Here is a 22,703-nt window from a genome sequence, read left to right on the forward strand (position 1 = left end):
GCCGTTCGACCGTATTGAGCCGTTACCCGTTTGCGATACGATACGGTTCTTTATCGCCTGGACCGATCGGGCTTTTCGCGGCTTTAACATATTTCGTTTCGCTTTCATTTGCGGTGAATTCGCGCTGTTTTAAATCGGCGCGCCCCGTGTTCGCGCCCGACTACGACTGACCCCGCCCGATCCCTTTTCATGCCCAGCACCCTCGCGCTATTCGGCATCCTGATCGCCTCGTGCCTGATGAGCGTCGCCATACTGGGTTCGCTGCGGCGTGCCGCCGTGCCCGGCATCGACCGCTGGTGCGCGGCTTATGCTCTGCTCGCGGTGGTCTCGTCGCTCGTGCTGTTCATCGACGAGCGGCCCGCGCCCGCCGCGATCATGGTCGTCGGGTTTATCACCTTCGTGGCGGTCGCGCTGCTCGTGCAGGGCACGCGCCAGTTCTTCGGCATACGTCCCGCGCGGCGCGACGAGACGGCGGCGTTCATCGTCGCCTATGGCGCGCTGGTGTATGTCACCTGCGTGGCGCCGGACGTCGAAATGCGGGTTGCGCTCGTCTCGGCCGTGCTGGCTTACGGGCGGGTCGCCGTGGGCACGCTCGTGCTGCGGCACGCGCCGCGCGACGGCGCGCGCTACGGCTACTGGTTCGTCACCGTGGCCGCGTATCTCGGCGCGCTGGTGCATGGCGCGCGCGCCGTGGGCGTCGCCATCGGCGCGATGGCGCCAGTCACCTATCTGCAACCGACTGCCTGGAGCGTGTTGTTCGTCGGGCTCGCGATCATCACGCTGCCGTGCATGTCGATCGGCATGGCGATGGTGGCGCACGATCAGCTCGTGCGCAGAATGGAGAAGCTCGCGACGATCGACGAACTGACCGGCGCGCTCATGCGGCGCGCGTTCATGGCGAAGGCGAACGCCTTGCATGCGCGCGCGCTGGCGGCGGGCGAGCCGCTTGCCGTCGCGATCCTCGACATCGACAACTTCAAGGCCATCAACGACGGCTTTGGCCACGCGGCAGGCGATCGCACCTTGACGCATTTCGGCGCGGTCGTGGCGAGGGAGTTGCGAGCGTGCGACCTGTTCGGGCGCCTGGGCGGCGAGGAGTTCGGCGTGGTGTTCGCCGGCACGCACAAGCCCGAGGCCCTCCGGTTCACGAACGCGCTGCGGCTGGCGCTCGAGCGGGCGGCGCACGACGGCGTGCGCTGCACGTTCAGCGCGGGCGTGGCCTGCATTGCTCCGGGCGACGCGCTGGAGGCGGTGATGGCGCGGGCAGACGCGGCGCTTTACGCGGCCAAGGCCATGGGGCGCAACCGCGTCGTGACGGCCCCGGACGCCGACGCGCTGTCGACGGTCTAGCCGCACGCCGCCTGGCAAAAGGCGCTTCGCACTGATCCGATCATTCCTATAATCGTTAGGCATGTGCGCTGGCCACGTTGCCGCCACGATCCGGGAGGCGCCCCGCCGTGTTTGCTCCCAAGGCCGCCAGGCCCAAAACGGTGCCAGCCGGGAGATCCGCGCGCCGGCCGCCGAAACCGCTCGCGAACCCGCTGTCGAACGCAGCTTCGCCCGTCCTGGGCGAGCGGCCCGGCCGCGAAACCGGCGAGATTCCCCGCTTTGCGCCCGAGCGCGCCGAACCGGCGCCGCCTGCGCGCGCGCCCGTTGCACCACCCACAGCGCTACCCATTGCGCCACCCGCGCTCGCGGCCATCCAGGCGAAGACCGTGCTGGGCCGCAGCGACGACCCGCTGGAGCACGAGGCCGACCACATCGCCGACCAGGTGATGCGCATGCCGGCCCCCGATTCCGCGCCGACCGTGCACGCGCCGCCACAGCTCATGCGCAAGCGCGCGGCGCATGACGAGACGCCGACAGCCGCTACCACTACCGCCGCCGCCGAAGCCCCCGCCATCGTCGAGCAAACGATCCGCTCGCCGGGGCGCCCGCTCGACGCCGCCGCGCGCGCGTTCTTCGAGCCGCGATTCGCGCGCGACTTTTCGGCGGTGCGCATCCACGAAGGCGGCGTGGCGGACACGGCGGCGCGCGCCGTGTCCGCCCGCGCCTTCACCTTGGGGCGCGATATCGTCTTCGGCGGCGGCCACTACGCGCCGCATACGGCGCGCGGGCGTCATCTGCTCGCGCACGAACTGGCGCATGTCGTGCAGCAGGAAGCGGCCCCCGCGCGCGGCGTGCTGCGCCGCGATTCGACGCCGCCCGCGCTCGCGCTCAAGGCCAATGACGAGATCGCGGTGGCCGTGTACGGGCTGGCGAGCAACCCCGAGCCGGATCGCACCTACTCGCGGCGCTATCGCATCGACGCCCAGGGCGCGATCCTGATCGACGACGGGACCAACAAGGTCTCGATCGCGCTCGCCGGCCTCGCCGCCGCAGCAGCGGCCCGCAAGATCGCCGACAGCCTGGTCGATGCCGAGCTCTTTCGCGGCCCTCACGTGTGCGTCACGGGACCGGGGCAGGGCGCGCCGGTCTGCGCCGATGCGAAGACGGCGATGTCACCGGCCGTCGCTCGGGCCTACGGCAACTTCATGGCGTATATCAAAACGACGCACGAACCGGCCGAAGCCGTCGCGCGCTATTACCAGTGGGTTCACGACCACGCCGACAGCCCGGAATTCCTCACGATCACGCCGCCCGAACTGTGGGCGCAGAGCCTGCGCCAGCCCGAGCGGCCGAAGGACCCGGAGGCGGAGCGCACCCAGGAGTGGCTGCGCTTCATGAAGGCGCGCCTGGCCGAGAACGCCAAACTTCCCGCCGAGGAGCAGGCGCGCGCGGTCGAGGCGCTGCGCCGCTTCCAGGACTGGTACGAGCAGCACCGCAACGACAAGGACTTCGCGAAGGCCGATCCGGCCAAGGTCTACGCCGAGATTTCAGTCGGCCTGCTCAAGCGCGATGTCGAGGCGTCGGCGCGCAAGAAGATCGAGGCCGACAAGGAGGCCGCCGCGCAGTCGCCGGAGGTGCTCAAGGCGAAGTCGGCCAAGTTCGACGAATTCCTCGCCAAGGCGATGAAGCTCTGGGGGTATTCGTCGCGCCGGTTCCCGTATTCGATTCCGCTCGATTCCGAGGGCAAGGACATCCTCGTCACCGGCGACCCGGCGTTGCAGCGCGTGCTCGACGCGCTCGCCAACGACCTCGTGCAGTGGGCCAGCATCCATATGCAGGATGCGAACTATGCGACGGTTTCCGTCAATCAGGTGCTGCTCAATCTGCTCCAGGGCGGTTATTCGGAGCGCATTGGCGAGGCGCAGCAAAAGCCGCTCGAACACGAAACGATCGACCGCAACGAGTTGCTGCCGAAGAGCGTGCTGGCCTCGTTCGGCGAGACCGTGGCGACGGGGCTGTTCGCCGTGGCCGTGGTGGGGCTTTTCGTGGGGGCCGAGGTCATCACGGGCGGCCAGGCGACGTGGCTGCTGGTCGGCATGGCGGGCTACAGCGGCCTGCAATCGTACCGTGCGCGCCGCGACGAGATTGAGCGCGGCAACTACGACGTGCCCGTGCCGCTCACCCTGCTGCATTCGGCGGGCGACATCATCGGCGTGAGCCAGCTCCTCGAAGGCATCACGGGCCAGCGCCTCGGCACGGAGCAGTCGCTCGGCAGCGAGGCGCGCTCGTCCCAGACGGGCACGGGCGGCGGCAGCCTGCTCACGCTCTTCCTCGGCAGCCGCGCGTATCGGGCCGGGCAGCGCGTGGGGCAGACGGTGCGGCTGTCGATGCCAGGCACCGTGCCCGCAGGCCCCAACGCGCACGTGCCGCTGCCGCCCGCGCCGCCCCGCCCGGTCGCGCCGCAGGTGAACCCGGCCATCGGCGCCGTGGAGAATGCCGCGCGCGCCGCGCTGCCCGAGAATCTGCGGCCGGGGCTCGACATCTGGTCGGCGGAGATTCGCCAGAACGGCGGCAATCCGGAAACCGTGTTCCGCAGGATTCCTGCCGAGCGCATCCGCGCGCAGGCGCAGACGTTTCTGGACCGCTACCAGGCCGCCGTCACGGCCGCCGACCGCGCCGCTTATCAGGCCGCGCACGCCACCGACGACCCGTTGCGTCCCCAGTTGCGCAACAACCAGCCGGTGCCCGATTCGAGAGTCACGCTGCACTTCGAAAACGAGCCGCCCGGTGCGCACGAAATCGCCCAGGCCACCGAACTCTCGCGGCGCACCGGCGAGGAGATTCATCTCTTCGGCGACACGACGAGCGGCATTCAGTATCCCGGCATCGACGGCACCATCGGGCAACCGCCGCGCGCGCTCTCGCTCAAGCGCGCCGTGGCGCAGGCGCATCCCAATCTCGCGCGCCAGATGGCGTCCGACGCGCTCGTTTCCGCGCAGCGCGCCGGTTACTCCCATGTCGAAGTGCGCATCGACATGCCGGGCAGCCGGGTGGCCGACATCCAGGCGGCGTGGGACGGGCCGCCGCCGCGCGCCACCGACCCGATCCCCGGCCCGGCGTTTCAGGGTGATACGATTGCCCGCATCATCGTTCGCGGCTCGGATGGCGAATGGACGCTGAGCCCGCCGCTCGCGGGACCGGCTCGCACCGGCGTAACGCCGGTTCCGCCGCGGCCCGACGTGCCCGACAAACGCAAGAAGCCCTGACCGGATGCCTGTGAGACGCACATTCCTGCCCGCAGTGGGCGCCGCCGAAGGGGCGGCCGCGCTCGCGCGCGTGCTCGCGCAGCGCGGTTGCGAGGTGCGCGCGCCCGGCGACGGCGCAAACGCGCCCGCTTCGGGCATGCGAGTGTTCCGGGACGCCGGGGTCGTGCAGTCCGGCGTCGATGTCGCGTGGGTGCTCGAAGAAAGCGCGGCCGAAGCGGGCGGCTGGGACGCCGCGCTGGCGCAGGCGCTGTCGGCGAAAACCGGCGGATTTGCCGTGAGCGTCGAGACTTCGCGCACGCCGGGGCGCGCCGGGTACGCGGTGTTCTTCGCAGGCAGAAGCATCGAATTCATTTCGGAGAACCAGGCACAGGCGGCCTTCGCTGAAGGGCTGGCTTCAGAAGGCGTCTATGCGGCGTTCGCGCAGGCTTATCCGCTGCTGACCGGCTGGCCCTTTCCCGAGCCGCAAATATGGGCGGACCTCAAACCGGTGGCGGCGGCGCAATGCCCGGCCGAGCCCGCAGGGCGCCCGATGCCGGACGAACCAGGCGAGGCGGACGTGGCAGGCAAGCTGGCGCTGGCGGTGTTCCCGCTCGTCGCCGGCGATGAGTTTTCGGCTGCCTGGCGTGGCGTCGTGCCGACCGCGATGACGAACTGGACGTGGCAAGCCGCCGAGACCGCGACCGCCCACATTCCCTACGTGATGCTGACGCGCGCAGGCGATCTCGACGTCGCGCTGTGTGAATCGCTCGCGGCGCAGCTCGACGTGCCCGCCGCGGCGGTCGGCCTGAACGGGCCGGGCGCGCCGTTCGACTGGTGGCGCGCGCAATCCTCGCAACGCGGTGCGGGCGTGGGAGCCGAGAGTTTCGCGGGCGCCCTGATGCCGGCCTTGTCTGCGCTCGGCGAGCGCCCCGGCATCATCCGTCTGCGTTGACCGCGCGCGTGTCTAGCCTGCCACGCGCCGAACATCCGAGGAGGTCCGCATGCCCACTTCCACGCTTGATCTGAGCCAGCGCGTGGCGCTCGTCACCGGCGCCTCGCGAGGCATCGGCCGCGCCATTGCGCTCTCGCTGGCGGCGGCCGGTGCGGCGGTGGCCGTCAACTACCGGCAGCGCGAGTCTGAAGCCGACGAGGTGCTCGCGCGGATCGCAAGCGCCGGGGGGCGCGCGATAGCGGTGCGTGCCGATGTCTCGGTGGCGCACGAGGTCGAGGCGATGATCGACGCGGTGCAGAGCGGGCTAGGCGCAATCGACGTGCTCGTGAACAACGCGGGGACGGGGTTGATCCGCGACATCGACGAGCTCACCGAAGCGGAATTCGACCGCACGCTCGCCGTGAATCTGAAGTCGGCGTTCTTGTGCACCCAGGCCGTGTTGCCGGGCATGCGCGCGCGCCGCTGGGGCCGCATTGTCAACCTTTCGTCGGCTGCCGCGCGTGGCGGCGGGCTGGTCGGCGTGCACTACAACGCGTCGAAAGCCGGACTCGAAGGCTTGACGCGCGGCTACGCGGCGCGCCTGGGCCGCGAAGGGATTACCGTGAACGCCGTGGCGCCCGCCCTCATCGACACTGAAATGGTCGCGCCGCTGAAAGCGGCGAACGTGGTCGAGCGGATGCCCGTGGGGCGGCTTGGCGAACCCGACGAAGTCGCGCAGGCCGTGCTGACGGTGGTCGGCAACGCGTTCATTACGGGGCAGACGATTGCCGTCAATGGCGGCGTGACTTTTATCTGAAACGCCGGTTGACCGGCCTTCCGCACGACCGGGAAAATTCTTGCCGGGCGGCCTAAACTGGTTGCTATGGCGAACGTGTGCATGCCGGTTCGAGCCCGTGGCGGTTTCGAAGCGGGCGCGCACAGCGTGCCGGGCCAGACGATGCGCGAGCGACGCAAGCGCATGGCGAGCGTGAGGTGAGCATCATGACAGGGCGTGATCGATGCCGGCTGCTGTTCGTGGCGGTGGCGCTATGCATCAGCGCAACGGCGATTGCGGGCAGGGGCGGCGGCTGGGTTCATGGCGGCGGCGGGGGCTACGGCGGTGGCTATGGCGGCGGCGGTTACGGCGGCGGCTATGCCAGCATGAATCACGGCGGCAGCTGGAGCGGCGGCGCGCATGGCGCGTATTACGGCGGCGCGTACCACGGCGGCGGCTATTATCACGGTGGTTACTGGCACGGCGGCTACTACGGCTGGCACGGCGGCTACTATCATGGCGGCTGGTACGGCTGCTGCGGGTCGGTGAGCGTCGGCTTCTACTTCGGTCCGGGCTTCATCTACGGCTATCCGTTCTATCCGTATTACTACCCGCCTTACATCGCCAGCGTCTACTACCCCTATGTGTCCGGCGACTTTTCGCAACCCACGCAGTACATCGAGCAGGGCCAGGCCCAGTTCCAGGGGGGCGGCGCCGACATGAACGACCAGGGCGCCGCTGCGCCGGAACTCGCCTACTGGTACTACTGCGATGCGCCCCAAGGCTACTACCCCTACGTGAGGGCGTGCCCAGGCGGCTGGCAGAAGGTGCCGGCACGGCCGCCCGACAGTTGACGCCGCGAAGTTGCGGGGCGCGCTCGCGCTCCCCGCAGCGCACGTTCCGCGCTCAGGACTGCGGCTCGGGCATCGTCTGGACGATCAGCGTGTAGAGGTCGTCGAGATCGTCCTCGGTTTCGAGAGTCTCGAACGGATCGCGATTCGCGCCGAACGCCTCGTCGATCTCCACCCAGTCGGCGGTGGTGAGGCAGCGCTGTGCGGCGGGCAGAATCACCGTCTCCTCCAGGTTCCGATGATTGGCGTAGAAGCCGGCGTAGCCGTTCACTTCGTCGCGCAACGCGGCCAGCATGGCGGGGCCGCCCAGTTCGTAGCGCGTGAGCGCACGCTCCAGCGCGCGAACCCGGCGCGCGCCGTCTTCGTGCTGGCGGCCGAGTTCATCGAGGACGGCATCGCATTCGCCGGTGCGCTCGCGCAGGCGCGCGAAGAGGTATTGCTCCTCCTTCGGGTGATGAATCCGCTCGGGGAATTCCTGAATGTAGTAGAGCATCGCGCGCAAGAGCATCGCCGCCGGCGCACCGGCACTGCGTGCCATGCAATCGGCCATGCGCGTCATGCCGGCCACGACGCTCGCAAGACGCCTGTGTTCGCTCAACATCACCTGAATGGCGCTGTGCCGCGTGACGAGTTCCATGTCGCTCTCCCTGCTGGAAGCGGCCGACCGGAAGGGGGCGTGCCGTGGCCGCGGGTCTCGTTCACTATGCGCGCCGTGCGTCACGGCGCATTGATATTTGTCAAATTACGGCGGGCTGCGTGTGGGGGGAGAGGGGGCTTGCCGCAGGGCCTCGCGGCAAGCGGCGCGCCTATTGAGGCGCTTTGCTGAGCGCCTTCCACACGACCTTGGTGACCTGCCTGAAGGCATCCGAATCGGCGCTGCCCTTGCCGGCGCGCCGGATGTACACGACGAGCCCGTACAGGTGCGAAACGAGCTGTGCGCCGCGCAGTACGCATTCGTTGGCGCTGAGCGCGGGATTGAGCTCGGCAATCAGGTCGGCAAACATTTCCTGAAACTCGCCCGTGATCTTTGCCATCAGGTCGCGCGCGAATTCCTCGTGCTCCGCGAGGCTCCAGCATTCGAAAGAGAAGGCGCTCACGCTGGTGCCGGGGCCGGTCAGTGCGGCAAACGTTGCGTCGACGATGGCGTCGAGCCGCGCCTCGGGCGACTGGCGGCTGTCGCGCGCCATCGCGACGAAGTTATCGAAATAGCGCCTGACCATCTCCTCCATCGTGGTGCGCAGCAATTCTTCGCGTGTAGCGAAATAGTGTTGCAGCGTGCGCAGCCGGATGCCGGCTTCGCTGGCGATGCGCCGCTGGGTGAAACCGGCATTGCCTTGCGTGGCGAAGACGTTGATGGCGACTTCGATGATTGCCGGTACCCGGGTCGACCGGTTGCCGCGGCGCGCGGGCGCGCCCGCCGTCGTGCCGAGCACCTCTGCCGAAGTGATGATCATCTCTTTCATAGGTAGCAATTCTCCCATGCCGCAGCCTTCGAAAGGTCCGGCACGCGCGCCGCGTGTGCTGCGTCGCTAATGCGCGCCTGCATGGACGATGAGCCGCTGGCCTGCAAGCTCCCGCTTGCCTTTGACCGCCTGGATGAGAAGGATAGTCGCATGACTAACTAGATTGGGTCAATTGACTAATATCTAACATCTCGTCCGTGCGCCTCCCAATCCCGTTCCTATCGTTGCGGAGTCTCGCCTGTGCTGTCAACTCGCGAAACACCGGTCAGTGTTTTCCCCAAACTCCTTTCGCTTGAAAATGGGTCAAGCGACTACTAATATTTAGTCAAACGACACATTGTGCATCGCGTGATCGTCATGTCGGACCGACGTCTGAAAACCGGCCTTGCGACTCGATCGCACGCGTGCGCCGCGGCATTTGCCGGCACGTGCCCAGGGCCCTTCTGGTGGAGCGAAGCGTGATGAAACGACGAATGGAGATAGCCGGGTGGGTGACGCTGGGCGCGGCGCTCGCCAGTGCCTTCGCGTGGCGCGCGATGCAGGCACCGAGCGCGCCGCCAGTCAGTGCGCCGTGCTTCTACTACGCGGGAACCTGCGCGCCGCCGATCGCCATGCCGGTAGGCCGCATTCAGTTGATTCCCTGAACGCGTCCCGCGATTCCATCCAATCCAATCGCATCAAGACGACAACGACATTGCCTGATGCCGGCGCACGAGTCGCATGAAAGCGCGGGCTTAAACGTAGGGAAACGGAGGAGTGAAGTGGACATCGTAAAAATCGCCGTGGATTCGGGCTTGCAGGTGAAACTCGAGGGTTGCATCGATCGTGACGAGAACCGCAGTGTGGTCGGCTCATTGCAGGCCTTGCAGCGATTTGCGGAGGCGCTGCGCTCGTCGGTCGCGCTCGAAACGCAGGACGCGCTTGAGCCGCTTTACTGGCGCGACCCGCTCGTCGATTGCCGCGCCATCTCCAAGCTCATCGAGGCTGACCCGCTGATGTTGATTTGAACGCGCCCGCGCAGGCGGTGAGACAGGGCGGCATCGCGACTCGTCTGTCTTGTCTTGAATGGGACGCCTCGCGAGCAACAGCATTGACCAACGATCCGAACGATCACGCGAGCCGGGAATGGAACTGGACGAACCCACATTACGCACGTTGACTGAATGCGCCGACCGCGCCGCCATAGAGAAGGTGCTCGGCCTGTACTGCCGGGCGATCGACCGGCTCGACGTCGAGCTGCTGCGCAGCATCTACCACGCCGATGCCACCGACGATCACGGTGCGATGCATCTCCCGGCGCATGAATTCGCGCCCCGCATAGTCGAGATGCTGTCGCGGGTGTGCACGTACTCGATGCATACGGTCACGCACGCTGTGGTCGATCTGCATGGCAAGCAGGCGACTTCGGAAGCCTATTATTTAGGTTTCCATACGATAGACGGAAATGAAACGGCAGTCGGCGAATTCTTCGGCGCCGCCTATCTGGAAGCCCAGCGCGCCGCAGGGCTGGCGAACCAGCCACATGAATATGTGTGTGGCGGCCGCTATCTCGATCTGTTTGAAAAGCGTGACGGCGAGTGGCGCATCCTGCGCCGGAAGATCACCAACGAATTCAGCGTTTGCCGGCCGCAAAGCGCGGTCCAGGAGGGAATGCCCGCGAGCTTTTATACGCCTGGCACGCGTGACAGGAATGATCCCGTGTATGGATTGATGACCCGGTGAGCGGTTTGGGCCGAACGCCTGCGCGTTCGGCCGGCGCTCGTCCGGCCATCCGGCTGGCAAATTAGCTGGAGATTTAGCTGGCGAATATGAACGCCGCGCCGAGCAGCGCGCCGTAGAAGCCGAACATCAGGGCGCGTTGCTCGTCGAACGCGCGCCGCCAGAGCAACCCGGCAATGAAACAGGCGCCGGCCAGGCCGAGAACCATCAACAGCGTGCCCAGTTGCAATCCGCACATGTCTCCAACCGTGCCGGGCATGAGTTCGAAGTGCGAAGCAGTCAGTTGCAGGCCGATGCCGACAATGCCGATCAACACCAGACCGAGTGCCGGCAAGCCGTGATGGTTCGATAGTTCTTTCATGTCTCCTCCTGCGCGCACGCGGTTCAATCACCTGGCGGTACGCGATCTTCACGCAGTATAGTATCCGTTAAGATGGTATGCATAGATTCAAATACTAGGGGATACACTGAGCAGGAAGGAGTTGGTCGTCAACCGGTCATTGATGTAATGAAAATTCGGTTTACGATAAGAAGCCGCTAAATGAGCGCAAATTTGTAGTGCATCTCCTCGATGATCGCAAGGTGATACGGCGGGTGACGCAGTTTGTTGAAATATGTACATATACATACGAATATTGTATATTCGACAGCCAGTTCATTCGAGATGTCATGGCTCGCCTCGTGACATCACACAGCGAAAAACAGGGGGAAGCATGCAAAGCACAGCCGCCAACCGTTCCATCCGGGCCGCAAAATGCGTTCTTGCCGTCGCCATGATGGTGATGGCGTTCCACTTCTGGCAAGCCATTGCCAATGAGGGAGTGGGGCACGGTGCCGGGATGGACGTGTTCCTCGCGGGCTACCGCGCCAGCGCGTGGCAGGCTGTCATCAACGCCGACCTGATCGTGGGCTTGTTGATCGCGGTTAGCTGGATCTACTGGCGCGAGCGTGGCGCGGCGAGTGCGCTCTCCTGGATCGGCGTCATTCTCTGGTGGGGCAATATCGCCGTGGCGGCCTACGCTTATCGCCAGCTCAACCGCAGCAGCGGCAACTGGCGGGCATTCTTCCTCGGCGCGCGAGCGAAAACTGCATCCACGCACGGCGGCGCGCCGCACGAGAGACAGGGGACGTATTGCGTGCTGCTCTATCTGGCGGCGCTGCTGGTCATCGGCTTCATCGTGTTCAAGTGCTGGTCCGTGCGCTTTGCGTTGGTCCCGACGATTGGCTACGTGTGGGGCCTGGGCTGTTTCGTACCGCCCCTGCTGCTGGGCGCGCGCTCGCGCGGCTGAACCCGCGCCGGCGCGCGAAAGCGCCGGGCATACCGCATCACTGGCGCCTGCCTCGCATTCGTGTGGGCAGGCGCTTTCTTTTTGGCCCTGCGGACTATCTCACGGGCGTACGCCCGGTCTCTTCTCCGATCTTCTTCCTTGCGCGCGTGCCGCCACTGCCGCGCCGTATCCACATCGCCTCGACAATGCGTTGCCGGAAAGGATTGCTACAACGGATCGATACATATAATATGCATGCATCCGATATAATGGGAGACGAGTGCCGGGGCGAACGCCGCTCCGAGACGCTCGAAACAACATCAGGGAGAAAACGGCAATGGCAGGACTGTATTTCGAACAATTCGAAGTCGGCCAGCAGTTCAATCACGACGTGCGCCGCACGGTCACCGAGACCGACAACGTGCTGTTCAGCACGATGACGCTCAATCCCGCGGCGATCCATCTCGACCGCGAGTACGCGAACGGCACGGAGTTCGGCAGGCCGCTCATGAACAGCGCGTTCACGCTGGGTCTGATGGTCGGCATCTCGGTGGGCGACACCACGCTCGGCACGACGGTCGGCAATCTCGGCTGGGACGAGGTGCGCTTTCCAAAGCCGCTATTCGAAGGCGACACGATACGCGTCGAGACGACGGTGCTGGAGAAGCGCGCGAGCAAGTCGCGTCCCGATAACGGCATCGTGGTGTTTCTGCACACGGCGATCAATCAGCGTGGCGAGGTTGTGGCGTCATGCAAGCGATCCGCGCTGATGTATTGCCTCAGTGCCAAGAAATAACGGCGCGTCACCTTACCGACAGGTTCCCATCGTGATGCAAACGTCGCTGGACCCGGAATCCAAAAGCCTCATCGAGCAAACGCTGCGCCGTTTTCTCGCCGATTGCTACGACCCGGCCGCCAGGCTCGAACGGCTGGCCGCCGACGCGGTCGATTACCGCGAGCATTGGGCCACGCTCGCACACCTCGGCGTGCTCGCGCTCGCCTTCGACGAGGATCACGGCGGCCCAGGCGCATCGCCCAGGGATCTCGCCGACGCGGTGCGCGTGCTCGCGCCGGGTCTGATCCTGGAGCCGTTTGTGCAAACGGCCATCGTTGCCGGCCGCGTGCTCGCCGCAGGCGCCGACGCCGCCACGCGCGCGGCGTGTGTCGAGCGTCTTGTCGAAGGCAGCCGCGTGACCGTGCTCGCAGGCGGGCGCGACGCCCGGTGCGACCGTTTGCGCTGCGAAAGAACGGCCGACGGCTTGCGCCTGATCGGCTCGCTGCGCGTGGTGCCCTATGCGGCGCAAGCGGACGAGTGGCTGATCGTCGCCGACGACGCGCAGGGCAAGCCCGTGATCGTGCGCGTCGATGCCGCCCGAAGCCACGCAAAGTTGAGCGGATACCGGCTCATGGATGGCCGCCCGGCGGCCGACCTCGTGTTCGACGACGAACACGTCGAGCGGGGCGGCCTCTGGCTCGAAGGCGAAGCCGCGCAACGCGCCGTGGACGGCGCGCGCCTTGACGCCGTCAATGTGCTTTGCGCGGAGGCCGTGGGCGTGATGGAGTCCTTGATCGCCGTGACTGGGGAATATCTGCGCACCCGCGTGCAGTTCGGTGCACCGCTCGCGACGTATCAGGCGTTGCAGCACCGCTACGTCGACATGTACATGGCGTACATCGAGTCCAGCGCGATCTCGCGCGAATACGCCGACGCGCTTGGCGCGGAAGATCGCGAAGCGCGGGCGAGGCTGGCGTTTTCCGCGGCGCTCGTGGTCGCGAGGGCCGCGCGCCTGGTGGGCCACGAGGCCATTCAGATGCACGGCGGCATCGGCGTGACGGACGAATTGATGGTGAGCCACGGCAACGCCCGGCTCGCCGTGATCACGAGCATGTTGCGCGACTGGAGGCCGGAGTGGAAAAGTTGATTGACGACGCGTTCGATGAAGAGGCGTTCCGCGAAGACGTGGCGCAGTTCGTTGGCGAGCATCTTTCGGCGCGCACGCGCCACAACGTGGCGAATGGCCTGTATCTGCACAAATCCGACTACGTGGACTGGCAAAAGGCGCTGCATCGCAAGGGCTGGTTCGGCGCGGCGTGGCCGCGCGAATACGGCGGCCAGGGCTGGTCGGTCAAGCGCGAGCACGCGTTCGTGCAGATGTGCGCGCTGCACGCGGCGCCGCCCATCATTCCCTATGGCGTGAACATGGTGGGGCCGGTCATCTACACCTTCGGCTCCGAAGCGCAAAAGCAGCGCTACCTGCCCGGCATCCTGTCGAGCGATACCTGGTGGTGCCAGGGATATTCGGAACCCAACGCGGGCTCCGATCTCGCTTCGCTGAAAACCGGCGCGGTGCGCGACGGCGATCACTATGTCGTGAACGGCACGAAGATGTGGACCACCGAAGCGCACTGGGCGGACATGATGCATTGCCTCGTGCGCACGGGCAAGGGCGAGCGCAAACAGCAGGGCATCACGTTTCTTCTGATCGACATGAAGACGCCCGGCATCACGGTCGAGCCCATCGTCACGCTCGATGGCGTGCACCACACGAATCAGGTGTTTTTCGACAACGTGCGCGTGCCGGTGGAGAACGTGGTCGGCGCGGAGGGCGAAGGCTGGAAGCTCGCCAAGTTTCTGCTCTCGCGCGAGCGCGCATTCATTGCCGATACCGGCAACAAGCTGCGCATGCTGCGGCAGATGCGGGAAACCGCACAGCAATACACGGGCTCCCTGTCGCCAGGCGAACGCGAGAGCGTGATGGCGCGCATGGCGGAGTTCGACGCGTCGCTGACCGCGCTCGTGGCGCTGGAGCGCCACTACGTCGACGAATGGACAGCAGGCCGCGACGACGGCATTGGCGCGTCGATCCTCAAGGTGCGCGGCTCCGAACTGCTTCAGTCGATGACGACGTTCTGGCGCGAACTGCTCGGGCCGTATGGCGCGTGCTATCACGCGCGGGATCGCGAGGCCGGAGCGGGCCTGGGTTCGCCGCAGCCGTGGATGCAGGCGGCCTCGATCAACTACGCGTATTTGTATGGGCGCTGCTGGAGCATTTTCGGCGGCGCCAATGAGATTCAACGCAACATTATCGCGGCGTCGCTGCTGCGAGCCTGAGTGAAACTCGACACGGGGTGCACAGCCAAATGATTGAACGAACGCTATTTCTCGAAGAGCACGCTATCTTTCGAGCCGCAGTCCGAAAATTCATCGAGAACGAGATCACGCCGTTTCATCTTCAGTGGGAGCGTGAAGGCATCGTGCCGCGCGCCATCTGGGAGAAAGCCGGCGCGGCGGGTTTGCTCGGTTGCTCGATTCCCGAAGAATACGGCGGCACGGGCGCCGATCATCTGTTCGACTTCGTGCTGGTCGAAGAACTCGCGCGCGCGGGCATCACCGGGCCGGGCTTCGCCGTGCACAACGAAATGGTGATGCCTTATATCCTCGCGTTCGGCACAGAGGAGCAGAAGCGCCACTGGTTGCCGAAGATGGTCAAGGGCGAGGTGATCGGCGCGCTAGGGCTCACGGAGCCGCACGCAGGCAGCGACCTCAAGAACATTCATACGCGCGCGGTGCGTGACGGCGATGAGTACGTGATCTCCGGCCAGAAGGTGTTTATTTCCAACGGTCAGTTGTGTGATGTCGTTGTGCTCGCAACCAAGACGAATCCCGAGGCGTCCAGCAACGGGGTCTCGCTCTTTATCGTCGAGGCTTGGCGCGAAGGCTTCAAGCGCGGCCGCCGGCTGGAGAAGATCGGCCTGAAGGCGCAGGACACCTCGGAGCTTTTTTTCGAGGACGTACGCGTTCCCGCTTCGAACCTGCTCGGGCCGGAGCACGGCGGCTTCAAGCTGCTGATGAAGAATCTCGCGCAGGAGCGCCTGACCCAGGCGGTGCGCTCGGCGGCTGTGGTGGAAACGGTGCTCGATTACACCATCGACTACGTGGCCAGCCGCGAGATGTTCGGCCACACGCTCGGGGACTTCCAGAATACGCAGTTCAAGCTGGCCGACCTCAAGACCGAAGTCACGATCGGGCGCGTTTTCGTTGACCGCTGCATCGAGCTATTCATGGCAGGCAAGCTCGAAGGCAACGACGCCGCCATGGCGAAGCTCTGGCTTTCGAACCTGCACGGGCGCGTGGTCGACGAATGCCTGCAATTCTTCGGCGGCTGGGGCTACATGACCGAATATCCGATCTCGCGCGCGTTCGTCGACGCGCGTATCACGCGCATTGCCGGCGGCTCGATCGAAGTGATGAAGCACATCATCGGCCGCAGCCTGTTCGAAAAGCGCGGCAACGCAAACCACCGATAAGAGGGGAGTCCACTCATGGAACCAGCGAAAGCCGTTCCGCTGCGCTCGATGCTTTTCGTTCCGGGCGACAGCGAACGCAAGCTCGCAAAGGCGGTGACGTCGCCGGCCGATGCGCTCATTCTCGATCTCGAAGACGCCGTCGCGCCCTCGCGCACGCATATCGCGCGCGAGATGGTGCTGGAGTATCTGCAATCGCGCCCGCGCAGCGGACGGGCTTCGCAGCAGCTCTGGGTGCGCGTCAATCCGCTCTCGACGCCCGCCGCGCTGCGTGACCTTTGCGTGGTTGCCGGCGCGCCGGACGGCATCGTGCTGCCGAAGGTCGACTCGGCCGCAGACGTCGTCCGGCTGGCGCGCTATCTCGACGCGCTGGAAGTGAGAGAGGGCGTCGAGGAAGGGACGATTCGCATCGTGCCGGTCGCGACGGAAACGCCGCTGTCGCTCTTCGCGCTCGGCGGCTACGGCGAATGCAGCCCGCGCCTCGCGGGCATGACGTGGGGCGCCGAGGATATCGCGGCGGCGCTTGGCGCGAGCACCAACCGGCGCGCCGATGGCGAATACGACACGGTCTACCAGCTTGCGCGCGCCCTGTGCCTGGCCGGAGCGGCGGCGGCGGGCGTTCAGCCGATCGACACGATGTTCGCGGACTATGCCGACGCGGCCGGCCTGCAAGCGGACGCGCGCGCGGCGCGGCAGGCGGGCTTTAGCGGCAAGATCGCCATTCACCCCGACCAGGTCGAGATCATCAATCGCGCGTTTTCGCCCAGTGAGGAGGAGGTGAGCTGGTCGCAGCGGGTGGTCGACGTGTTCGGCAGCAACCCCGGCCTCGGCACGGTGGGCCTGGACGGCAGGATGCTGGACATGCCGCATCTGAAGCAGGCGCAGCATATCCTGCATCTCGTGGCGAGCTTCAAGGCGCGCGCCGCGGCGGCAAACGAGGTGACGTCGGCCTGAAGCGTGAGTGGTGTTGGCGTGACGGGCACGGCCCGTCACCCGTAAAAACCAACGGGATGCCCGGTCAGTGCAAGACCGGCATCCCGTTGGTTTTTTGCTGCGCCCCTCGAAGGCCGTTGCAAGCGCTTTCGAGGGGCGCGGCATACTTACGGTTCGAGCCAGCTGTCGCGGTCGATACCGGCGTTCTTGCGCGAGAACTTGATGATGTCGGCAATCGCCTGGTCCAGTTCCTCGGGATTCTTCGTCGCGGGCGTAATCGGGCCATGCTGCCAGCTTTCCGCCACGGAATAGCCATAACCCCACGCTTCGAAAATCCGGCCGCTCACGCCGCGCGAAGCGGGACTCGCCAGCCACGTGACGAGCGCGGCGATCCACTCGGGATTGCGCCGCTCCAGCTGCTCGGGCGTCCATTCCTTGAGGCCGTGCGTCATGCGGGTTTCGGCGCGCGGTGCGAGCGCGTTCACGGTGACGCCATAGCGCGCGAGTTCGCGGGCCGCCACGATCGTCATGGTGGCCACGCCGGCCTTGGCGGCCGCATAGTTGGTCTGGCCGATGTTCGCGTAGAGCGCCGAATGCGAGGTCGTATTGATCACGCGCGCATCGACGGGCTTGCCGGCCTTCGACTGCTCGCGCCAGTAGGCGGCCGCGTGGTGCATCGGCGCGAAGGTGCCCTTGAGGTTCACGCGAATGACGGCGTCCCAGTCGGCCTCGGTCGTATTGACGAGCATGCTGTCGCGCAGGATGCCCGCGTTGTTGATGAGGATGTCAAGGCGTCCGAACGTTTCGACGGCATTCTGAACCATGCCCGATGCCGCGCTCCAGTCAGCCACGTCCGACGTGTCGACGATGGCCTCGCCGCAGAGCGCGCGAATTTCGTTGACCACGTCCTGGGCCGGCGCGACGTCGTTGCCGAGACCGTTGGCGGCGGACCCCAGATCGTTCACGACGATTTTGGCGCCTTGCCTTGCGAGCATCAACGCGTGGGCGCGGCCGAGTCCGCGGCCTCCGCCCGTCACGATAGCGACACGACCTTCACAGATTTTCATGGGTTTGCTCCGACTGTTGATGGGTGACTTCAATGAGGGATGGCTAGCGGTGAGTCAGCTGGATCAGCCGCTTGCCATGGTTTTCGCCGCGATACAGCGATGCGATGGAACCGGGTGCCTGCTCGATGCCTTCGACGATCTCTTCGCGATAGCGCAGCCTGCCATCGCGCACCCAGCCGGCGAGCCGGGTGACGGCCTCTTCGTAACGGTGCTCGTAATCCCACACGAGAAAGCCCTGCATGCGCGCGGCCTTGTTGAGCAGATGCCGCTCGACGCGCGGGCCGTGCGGCCAGGGCTCCCAGTTCGCGACCGACGCCGTGCCGCAGACCACGATGCGCGCGCCCTTGTTGATGTGCTGCAACACGGCGTCGCTGATCGCGCCCGCCGTGTTGTCGTAGTAGACGTCCGCGCCGCCGGGCAGCGCCGCGGCGAGGTCTCGCTCGAACGTGGCGCTCTTGTAGTCGAGTGCGATGTCGTAGCCGAACGCTTCGACGCAGAGTTGCGCCTTGGCGGGCCCGCCGGCGATGCCGACCGTACGGCACCCCGCGATCTTCGCGATCTGCCCCACGGCCGAACCCACCGCGCCGGCCGCGGTCGACACGACGACCGTGTCGCCCGGCCGCGGCTCGCCGACTTCGCTCAGGGCGAACCACGCGGTAATGCCGTTGATGCCGAGCACGCCGAGCGAAAGCGAGAGCGGCAAGTCTCGCTCCTTGACCTTGCGGCGAATGGCCTTGCCGTCCGTGAGCGCATACTCCTGCCAGCCGAGCATGCCCATCACGAGGTCGCCCTCTTCGAAACCCGGATGACGCGAGGCGACGACTTCGCCGGCCGAGAAACCGCGCATCACTTCGCCCAGGCCGACGGGCGTGCTGTAGTTGGCGGCGCTGTTCACCCAGCCGCGCATGGCGGGTTCGACCGAGAGATACGCGTTGCGAACCAGCAATTCGCCTTGCGCGAGTTCGGGCAAGGGGCGGCTGACAATCTCGAAGTGTTCGGCCTGGGGAATGCCCGCCGGCCGGGTTTTCAGTAGAACTTGACGGTTTTCACGTGGCAGCATGGTGAGGGATGCGAAGGGTTTGAGCGCAGCACGGCGAGCCGCGCCACCGGAGGGCGGCGCGGCGGGACTCAGCTATGCAGGCCGAGCACCGAGATCGCCGCGATGCCGAGGTAGGGAACCCCGCCGAGGTTGTGCGTGAGCCCGATGCTCGGATTCGCGAGCTGTCTTTCCCCGGCCCGCCCGAGCAACTGGTTGTAGACCTCGTAGGCCATGCGCAAACCCGAGGCGCCGATAGGGTGTCCAAAGCATTTGAGCCCGCCGTCCACCTGGCAGGGCACGCCGCCGCCGGTGCGGTCGTAGAAGCCGTCGAGCACGTCGTGAACCGCGCGGCCTTCGGGCGAGACGAACAGGTCTTCCATCGTCACCAGTTCGGTGATCGAGAAGCAGTCGTGCACTTCCATGAGGCTTAGCTGCTTGCGCGGGTCGGTGATGCCCGCTTCGGCATAGGCGCGCTTCGCGGCTTCGCGCGTGGTGCGCACATAGCTGCCGTCCCATTGCGTGGTGGCCGTTTCGACGCCCGAGCCGATGGCGAGCTGAATCGCCTTGACGGTCACCATGTCGCGGCGGCCCATCGCGCGCGCGATTTCCGGTGTCGTGACGATGGCGGCGGCCGCGCCGTCGCTCACGCCGCAGCAGTCGAACAGGCCGAGCGGGTCCGCGATCATCGGCGCGGCGAGGATCTGCTCGATGCTCACGCGCTTGCGGATATGCGCCTTGGGGCTCAGCACGCCGTTTTCGTGGCTTTTCCACGAGACGTGGGCGATGGCGCGCTTGAGATCCTCCTTCGATATGCCGTGCCGCGAGCGATAGCCCGCCGCAAGCTGCGCGAAGCCGGCCGGCGCCGAGCCGAGCGGCATCCACATGTCGTTGAACGTGCCCTTGAACGGCGGCGGCAGGCCGCCGTAGCCCGTGTCCTTGAGTTTTTCCGCGCCCACCGCAAGGGCGATGTCGGCCGCGCCCGACGCCACGGCGTACACCGCGCCGCGCAGCGCCTCGGTGCCCGTCGCGCACATGTTTTCGACGCGGCTCACGGGAATGCCGTCCAGTCGCAGCGCCATCGAAGCCGGAATCGCGGAGTTGCCGATATTGACCGCGTCCATGCACGAGCCGAACCAGGCGGCGTCGATCTGGCTGCGCTCGATGCCGGCGTCGGTGAGCGCTTCCTCGAAAGCCTCCGCGAGCAGCGCGGGCGTGCCCGCGTCCCAGCGCTCGCCAAAGCGCGAGCAACCCATGCCCAGTATTGCGACCTTGTCCTTGATGCCAGTTGCCATGGTATTTCCTCGATTACGCCTGAATCGGCGTGGCTTTCCAGAAGTAGCGCGGGTAGCCGCGCACCTTGTCCATTTCCTTGATGCGAAACACCATGCGCAGCGGCGTGCCGACATCGAGCCCGGCCTGGCCCACGTCGACCACTTCCATGAGCAGGCGCGCGCCGTTCTCGAATTGCACGAAGCCGACGTAGAGCGGCGGAGCAGGGTGATAGGAGAGCCAGTCGGCGGTATGCGTGAGCATGGAGGCGCTCGCGTCGGCGAGCGAAACCGGTTCGAGCTTGCCGCGCGGCGCATTGCAGCCCGGCGTCACGCAGTAGGGCAGTTGCGGGAACTGCACCGTGTTGCAGCAACGGCATTGGCCTGCCACGAAGCTCGCGAGCTGATCGCTCGAACGGTATTGTTCGGTGAGCGCCGTCTTGGCGTTCTTTTCGGCGCGCATGCCCCATTCCGCGTCGAGACCGCCTTCGTAGGAGAGCAAACGAAGATAGGCGTCGTGCGATTGCGCATCGGCAAGCGCGCCGCTCACGCCGCGGCGCGGCGCGAACTCGCGGATCGCATCGGTCGCGCGCAACACGAGCGCGTCGCATCCCTGGCCAAAGCCGACCAGCAGGATCACCTCGCCGGGCGCGGCCTTTTCGAGGACGTGCGCAAGCATCAGCAACGCATGCGTGCTGCCCGTGTAGCCGCAGTTTGCGTCGAGGTTGTCGGCTTCCGCGCTGGCCGGAATTTCCAGCTTTTTGGCCAGTGCGCTTGCGATGCCCTTGAACGGCGCGGGCATCACGAAATGGCTGACCTCGGAAGGATCGACGCGCGCTTGCGACAACGCCGCGCGCGCCGCGTCGGGCACGAGCTTCATATAACCTTCGTCGCGAATCCAGCGCTCTTCCCAGACGTAGTCGTAGTCCGCGCCGGCGGGGCGGAAGTGATCGACGAACAGCTTCGTCACGCTCGCCGCGCCGAGCAGATTCGCGATGACCCCTTCGCTGCCGAGCGTGAGCGCCGCCGCACCGGCGCCGCTCGCGATTTCCTGCGTGCTGGCGGCCTTGCCGCGTGGACGATCGCTCGCTACGAGCAGCAGGTTGCCCTGCGCGGCGCGCAAGGCCGACAGCAGCGCCGAGGTGGCGGCGCGCTGCGAGTGGGCGCAGTCGAGGGTTTGAACGTGGGCCGGCAGATTCAGTGCGCCCGCAACGATCGCGCTGTTCTGCAAATCGGCGAACGGCATCGTGCAGGAGCTCAGCCAGAGCGCCGAGAGGTCGGTGCGCGCGCGCTCGCCGAGCGCGTCGCGCGCGGCTTCGACCGCCATCGTCACGCTGTCCTCGTCCCAGCTGCCGAAGGCACGCTGGCCCTTGCCCAGCGACCGCAGCGACGGCGCCATCCAGCCATGCGCGGCGGCAATCGCCGCGCGCTGCATCCTGAGCCTCGGAATGTAGCCGCCGAAGCCGGTAATCCCATAGGTCGAAGTCATCACATTGTGCCCTTCAAGGTTATCCGATTAGATGGTATGCATGAATACGATACTTGACCATACCGAATCGAGTCAAGGCATTCGTGGGACACCGGTTCGGATAGCCGGCAAATGGAGCGGCGGCAATGAGGGCGCGTTAACGCGGCGCGGCCACGCGCGCGGCGGCGTCAAGGTGCGAGGAAGATGGAGCGGGGATTGCGGGGAGTCGCCACGGACGTGGCGCCCGCGATGCGGGAGAGGGGAGAAGGCGCCTCGAACCGAAGCCGTTCAGGCTCGCCATTCAGGGCATGCGCCGCGGGGCGCGGCGCACGGATTGCGAGGCGCCGTGGTATCAGTGGTCGAGTTCGAAGCTCGTCAGCTCCTCGGTGTCGTCGACGTCGCTTTCATGCTTGAGCGACAGCAGATTCTTGCGCACGAGCTGGAGCATGGCGGCGAGTTGCACCCGCTGCTCACGGTCGAGGCCCGCGAGAATCAGCTCGTTCATTTCGTGGTTCTTCAGGCGCATCTGGCGCACGAGCTGGTTGCCGGCCGTGGTCAGATACACGCGCTTGACGCGCCGGTCGGTGTCGTCCGGGCGGCGCTCGGTGAAGCCCGAGACTTCGAGGCGGTCGATCAGGCCGCCCAGGGCGGCCTTGCCGAGCTCCAGCACGTTGGCGAGATCGCTCTGGATCATGCCGTCGTGGCGCGACAGGTAGGCGATCACCCACCACTGCGAGCGCGTGATGCCGAGCGGTTTCATGAATTCGTCGAAGACGATGCGCCGCAGGCGCGATACATCGTGCATCACAAAACCGAGGCGTTGATCCCAGTTCTCTTCGTCAGGCACCCGCGCGGACGCCCTCGCGGATTGACGACCGGCAGCCGCGGCACTCGTGGGCGCGTCTTTCTTTGCTGCGGTGTTTTTCATACGGTTTTCCTCGGTCACTGGGTTCAAAAGCAGCGCGCCGGCAGCGCCCGGCGCACTTTATTTCGGGTAAATACCGTAGACTAGAATACCATTTGGTTCGAGTCAAGACACGCA

22 protein-coding genes are annotated in these 22,703 nt (G+C 66.1%); 14 read left to right on the forward strand and 8 right to left on the reverse strand.

Translation table 11 applies throughout. From position 1 onward, the window contains the following. Window positions 1-189: 189 nt before the first annotated feature. The 5 genes from C7402_RS30825 to C7402_RS30845 all read left to right on the forward strand — a co-directional run bounded on the left by C7402_RS30825 (window position 190) and on the right by C7402_RS30845 (window position 7,134). The gene (locus C7402_RS30825; protein ID WP_116613338.1) at window positions 190-1,350 is read left to right on the forward strand and encodes a GGDEF domain-containing protein; all 1,161 of its coding nucleotides are present in this window, start codon (window positions 190-192) and stop codon (window positions 1,348-1,350) included. A gap of 107 nt (window positions 1,351-1,457) precedes the next feature. Beyond that, a complete protein-coding gene (locus C7402_RS47475; RefSeq protein ID WP_208949030.1) occupies window positions 1,458-4,595 on the forward strand; it encodes an eCIS core domain-containing protein in 3,138 nt (1,045 codons plus the stop codon). Window positions 4,596-4,605: 10 nt separating this feature from the next. Then, a complete protein-coding gene (locus C7402_RS30835) occupies window positions 4,606-5,526 on the forward strand; it encodes a hypothetical protein (protein WP_133254591.1) in 921 nt (306 codons plus the stop codon). Between the two features lie 49 nt (window positions 5,527-5,575). Next, window positions 5,576-6,322, forward strand: coding sequence for an SDR family oxidoreductase (locus C7402_RS30840; RefSeq protein ID WP_116613340.1), 747 nt, complete (start codon window positions 5,576-5,578; stop codon window positions 6,320-6,322). Window positions 6,323-6,507: 185 nt separating this feature from the next. Next, window positions 6,508-7,134 carry a hypothetical protein gene (locus tag C7402_RS30845; RefSeq protein WP_116613457.1) on the forward strand — a complete coding sequence of 209 codons (627 nt, stop codon included), beginning with the start codon at window positions 6,508-6,510 and terminating at the stop codon, window positions 7,132-7,134. Between the two features lie 52 nt (window positions 7,135-7,186). Here the strand turns inward: C7402_RS30845 and C7402_RS30850 are convergent, their stop codons facing one another. Further along, a complete protein-coding gene (locus C7402_RS30850) occupies window positions 7,187-7,768 on the reverse strand; it encodes a hemerythrin domain-containing protein (protein WP_116613341.1) in 582 nt (193 codons plus the stop codon). Window positions 7,769-7,937: 169 nt separating this feature from the next. After that, the gene (locus C7402_RS30855) at window positions 7,938-8,594 is read right to left on the reverse strand and encodes a TetR/AcrR family transcriptional regulator (protein ID WP_112173699.1); all 657 of its coding nucleotides are present in this window, start codon (window positions 8,592-8,594) and stop codon (window positions 7,938-7,940) included. Window positions 8,595-9,055: 461 nt separating this feature from the next. On the opposite strand from C7402_RS30855, the gene C7402_RS46495 reads away from it, so the two are divergent. The 3 genes from C7402_RS46495 (at window position 9,056) to C7402_RS30865 (ending at window position 10,316) form a co-directional block, all read left to right on the forward strand. After that, window positions 9,056-9,238 carry a hypothetical protein gene (locus C7402_RS46495; RefSeq protein WP_133254592.1) on the forward strand — a complete coding sequence of 61 codons (183 nt, stop codon included), beginning with the start codon at window positions 9,056-9,058 and terminating at the stop codon, window positions 9,236-9,238. Window positions 9,239-9,355: 117 nt separating this feature from the next. Then, the gene (locus C7402_RS30860; protein WP_112173700.1) at window positions 9,356-9,601 is read left to right on the forward strand and encodes a hypothetical protein; all 246 of its coding nucleotides are present in this window, start codon (window positions 9,356-9,358) and stop codon (window positions 9,599-9,601) included. Between the two features lie 118 nt (window positions 9,602-9,719). Beyond that, window positions 9,720-10,316, forward strand: coding sequence for a nuclear transport factor 2 family protein (locus tag C7402_RS30865; protein WP_165842030.1), 597 nt, complete (start codon window positions 9,720-9,722; stop codon window positions 10,314-10,316). Between the two features lie 73 nt (window positions 10,317-10,389). Here C7402_RS30865 and C7402_RS30870 read toward each other — a convergent pair whose 3' ends face one another. Then, complete coding sequence (locus tag C7402_RS30870) at window positions 10,390-10,674, reverse strand: hypothetical protein (protein WP_112173702.1); 285 nt, start codon at window positions 10,672-10,674, stop codon at window positions 10,390-10,392. Between the two features lie 352 nt (window positions 10,675-11,026). Between C7402_RS30870 and C7402_RS30875 the strand changes: the two genes are divergently transcribed. The 6 genes from C7402_RS30875 (at window position 11,027) to C7402_RS30900 (ending at window position 16,840) form a co-directional block, all read left to right on the forward strand. Beyond that, complete coding sequence (locus C7402_RS30875; RefSeq protein ID WP_133254593.1) at window positions 11,027-11,602, forward strand: hypothetical protein; 576 nt, start codon at window positions 11,027-11,029, stop codon at window positions 11,600-11,602. Between the two features lie 298 nt (window positions 11,603-11,900). After that, window positions 11,901-12,377, forward strand: coding sequence for a MaoC family dehydratase (locus C7402_RS30880; protein ID WP_341869261.1), 477 nt, complete (start codon window positions 11,901-11,903; stop codon window positions 12,375-12,377). 34 nt (window positions 12,378-12,411) lie between these two features. Further along, complete coding sequence (locus C7402_RS30885) at window positions 12,412-13,503, forward strand: acyl-CoA dehydrogenase family protein (protein WP_116613343.1); 1,092 nt, start codon at window positions 12,412-12,414, stop codon at window positions 13,501-13,503. Continuing rightward, on the forward strand, window positions 13,491-14,693 hold the full coding sequence (locus tag C7402_RS30890; protein ID WP_116613344.1) for an acyl-CoA dehydrogenase family protein: 1,203 nt from the start codon (window positions 13,491-13,493) through the stop codon (window positions 14,691-14,693). Before C7402_RS30885 ends, C7402_RS30890 begins: the two co-directional genes overlap by 13 nt. A gap of 29 nt (window positions 14,694-14,722) precedes the next feature. Next, entirely contained in the window at window positions 14,723-15,889 is a 1,167-nt protein-coding gene (locus C7402_RS30895) for an acyl-CoA dehydrogenase family protein (RefSeq protein WP_116613345.1), read from the forward strand. A gap of 15 nt (window positions 15,890-15,904) precedes the next feature. Beyond that, window positions 15,905-16,840 (forward strand): HpcH/HpaI aldolase/citrate lyase family protein, encoded by a 936-nt coding sequence (locus tag C7402_RS30900; RefSeq protein ID WP_244314979.1) that lies wholly within the window; start codon window positions 15,905-15,907, stop codon window positions 16,838-16,840. Between the two features lie 146 nt (window positions 16,841-16,986). Here C7402_RS30900 and C7402_RS30905 read toward each other — a convergent pair whose 3' ends face one another. The 5 genes from C7402_RS30905 to C7402_RS30925 all read right to left on the reverse strand — a co-directional run bounded on the left by C7402_RS30905 (window position 16,987) and on the right by C7402_RS30925 (window position 22,589). Beyond that, window positions 16,987-17,886: an SDR family NAD(P)-dependent oxidoreductase gene (locus C7402_RS30905; protein WP_116613346.1), complete on the reverse strand. Its 900-nt coding sequence runs from the start codon at window positions 17,884-17,886 to the stop codon at window positions 16,987-16,989. A gap of 43 nt (window positions 17,887-17,929) precedes the next feature. Further along, on the reverse strand, window positions 17,930-18,946 hold the full coding sequence (locus C7402_RS30910; protein ID WP_208949031.1) for an NADP-dependent oxidoreductase: 1,017 nt from the start codon (window positions 18,944-18,946) through the stop codon (window positions 17,930-17,932). Window positions 18,947-19,014: 68 nt separating this feature from the next. Next, on the reverse strand, window positions 19,015-20,217 hold the full coding sequence (locus C7402_RS30915; RefSeq protein WP_112173709.1) for an acetyl-CoA acetyltransferase: 1,203 nt from the start codon (window positions 20,215-20,217) through the stop codon (window positions 19,015-19,017). A gap of 13 nt (window positions 20,218-20,230) precedes the next feature. Continuing rightward, window positions 20,231-21,682: a hydroxymethylglutaryl-CoA synthase family protein gene (locus C7402_RS30920; RefSeq protein WP_116613347.1), complete on the reverse strand. Its 1,452-nt coding sequence runs from the start codon at window positions 21,680-21,682 to the stop codon at window positions 20,231-20,233. Window positions 21,683-22,013: 331 nt separating this feature from the next. Then, window positions 22,014-22,589, reverse strand: coding sequence for a MarR family winged helix-turn-helix transcriptional regulator (locus C7402_RS30925; RefSeq protein ID WP_112173711.1), 576 nt, complete (start codon window positions 22,587-22,589; stop codon window positions 22,014-22,016). Between the last annotated feature and the right edge of the window lie 114 nt (window positions 22,590-22,703).

It is taken from the genome of Paraburkholderia unamae, from assembly GCF_003096875.1.
GTDB classification, from domain to species: domain Bacteria; phylum Pseudomonadota; class Gammaproteobacteria; order Burkholderiales; family Burkholderiaceae; genus Paraburkholderia; species Paraburkholderia unamae.

Bases quoted from the DNA above. Each gene is read 5' to 3' on its own strand.
- C7402_RS30915 (WP_112173709.1), bottom strand. From the start codon at position 20,217: ATGGCAACTGGCATCAAGGACAAGGTCGCAATACTGGGCATGGGTTGC.
- C7402_RS30870 (WP_112173702.1), bottom strand. From the start codon at position 10,674: ATGAAAGAACTATCGAACCATCACGGCTTGCCGGCACTCGGTCTGGTG.
- C7402_RS30905 (WP_116613346.1), bottom strand. From the start codon at position 17,886: ATGAAAATCTGTGAAGGTCGTGTCGCTATCGTGACGGGCGGAGGCCGC.
- C7402_RS30865 (WP_165842030.1), top strand. From the start codon at position 9,720: ATGGAACTGGACGAACCCACATTACGCACGTTGACTGAATGCGCCGAC.
- C7402_RS30875 (WP_133254593.1), top strand. From the start codon at position 11,027: ATGCAAAGCACAGCCGCCAACCGTTCCATCCGGGCCGCAAAATGCGTT.
- C7402_RS30910 (WP_208949031.1), bottom strand. From the start codon at position 18,946: ATGCTGCCACGTGAAAACCGTCAAGTTCTACTGAAAACCCGGCCGGCG.
- C7402_RS30850 (WP_116613341.1), bottom strand. From the start codon at position 7,768: ATGGAACTCGTCACGCGGCACAGCGCCATTCAGGTGATGTTGAGCGAA.
- C7402_RS30855 (WP_112173699.1), bottom strand. From the start codon at position 8,594: ATGAAAGAGATGATCATCACTTCGGCAGAGGTGCTCGGCACGACGGCG.
- C7402_RS30845 (WP_116613457.1), top strand. From the start codon at position 6,508: ATGACAGGGCGTGATCGATGCCGGCTGCTGTTCGTGGCGGTGGCGCTA.
- C7402_RS46495 (WP_133254592.1), top strand. From the start codon at position 9,056: ATGAAACGACGAATGGAGATAGCCGGGTGGGTGACGCTGGGCGCGGCG.
- C7402_RS30920 (WP_116613347.1), bottom strand. From the start codon at position 21,682: ATGACTTCGACCTATGGGATTACCGGCTTCGGCGGCTACATTCCGAGG.
- C7402_RS30900 (WP_244314979.1), top strand. From the start codon at position 15,905: ATGGAACCAGCGAAAGCCGTTCCGCTGCGCTCGATGCTTTTCGTTCCG.
- C7402_RS30840 (WP_116613340.1), top strand. From the start codon at position 5,576: ATGCCCACTTCCACGCTTGATCTGAGCCAGCGCGTGGCGCTCGTCACC.
- C7402_RS30825 (WP_116613338.1), top strand. From the start codon at position 190: ATGCCCAGCACCCTCGCGCTATTCGGCATCCTGATCGCCTCGTGCCTG.
- C7402_RS30885 (WP_116613343.1), top strand. From the start codon at position 12,412: ATGCAAACGTCGCTGGACCCGGAATCCAAAAGCCTCATCGAGCAAACG.
- C7402_RS30925 (WP_112173711.1), bottom strand. From the start codon at position 22,589: ATGAAAAACACCGCAGCAAAGAAAGACGCGCCCACGAGTGCCGCGGCT.
- C7402_RS30895 (WP_116613345.1), top strand. From the start codon at position 14,723: ATGATTGAACGAACGCTATTTCTCGAAGAGCACGCTATCTTTCGAGCC.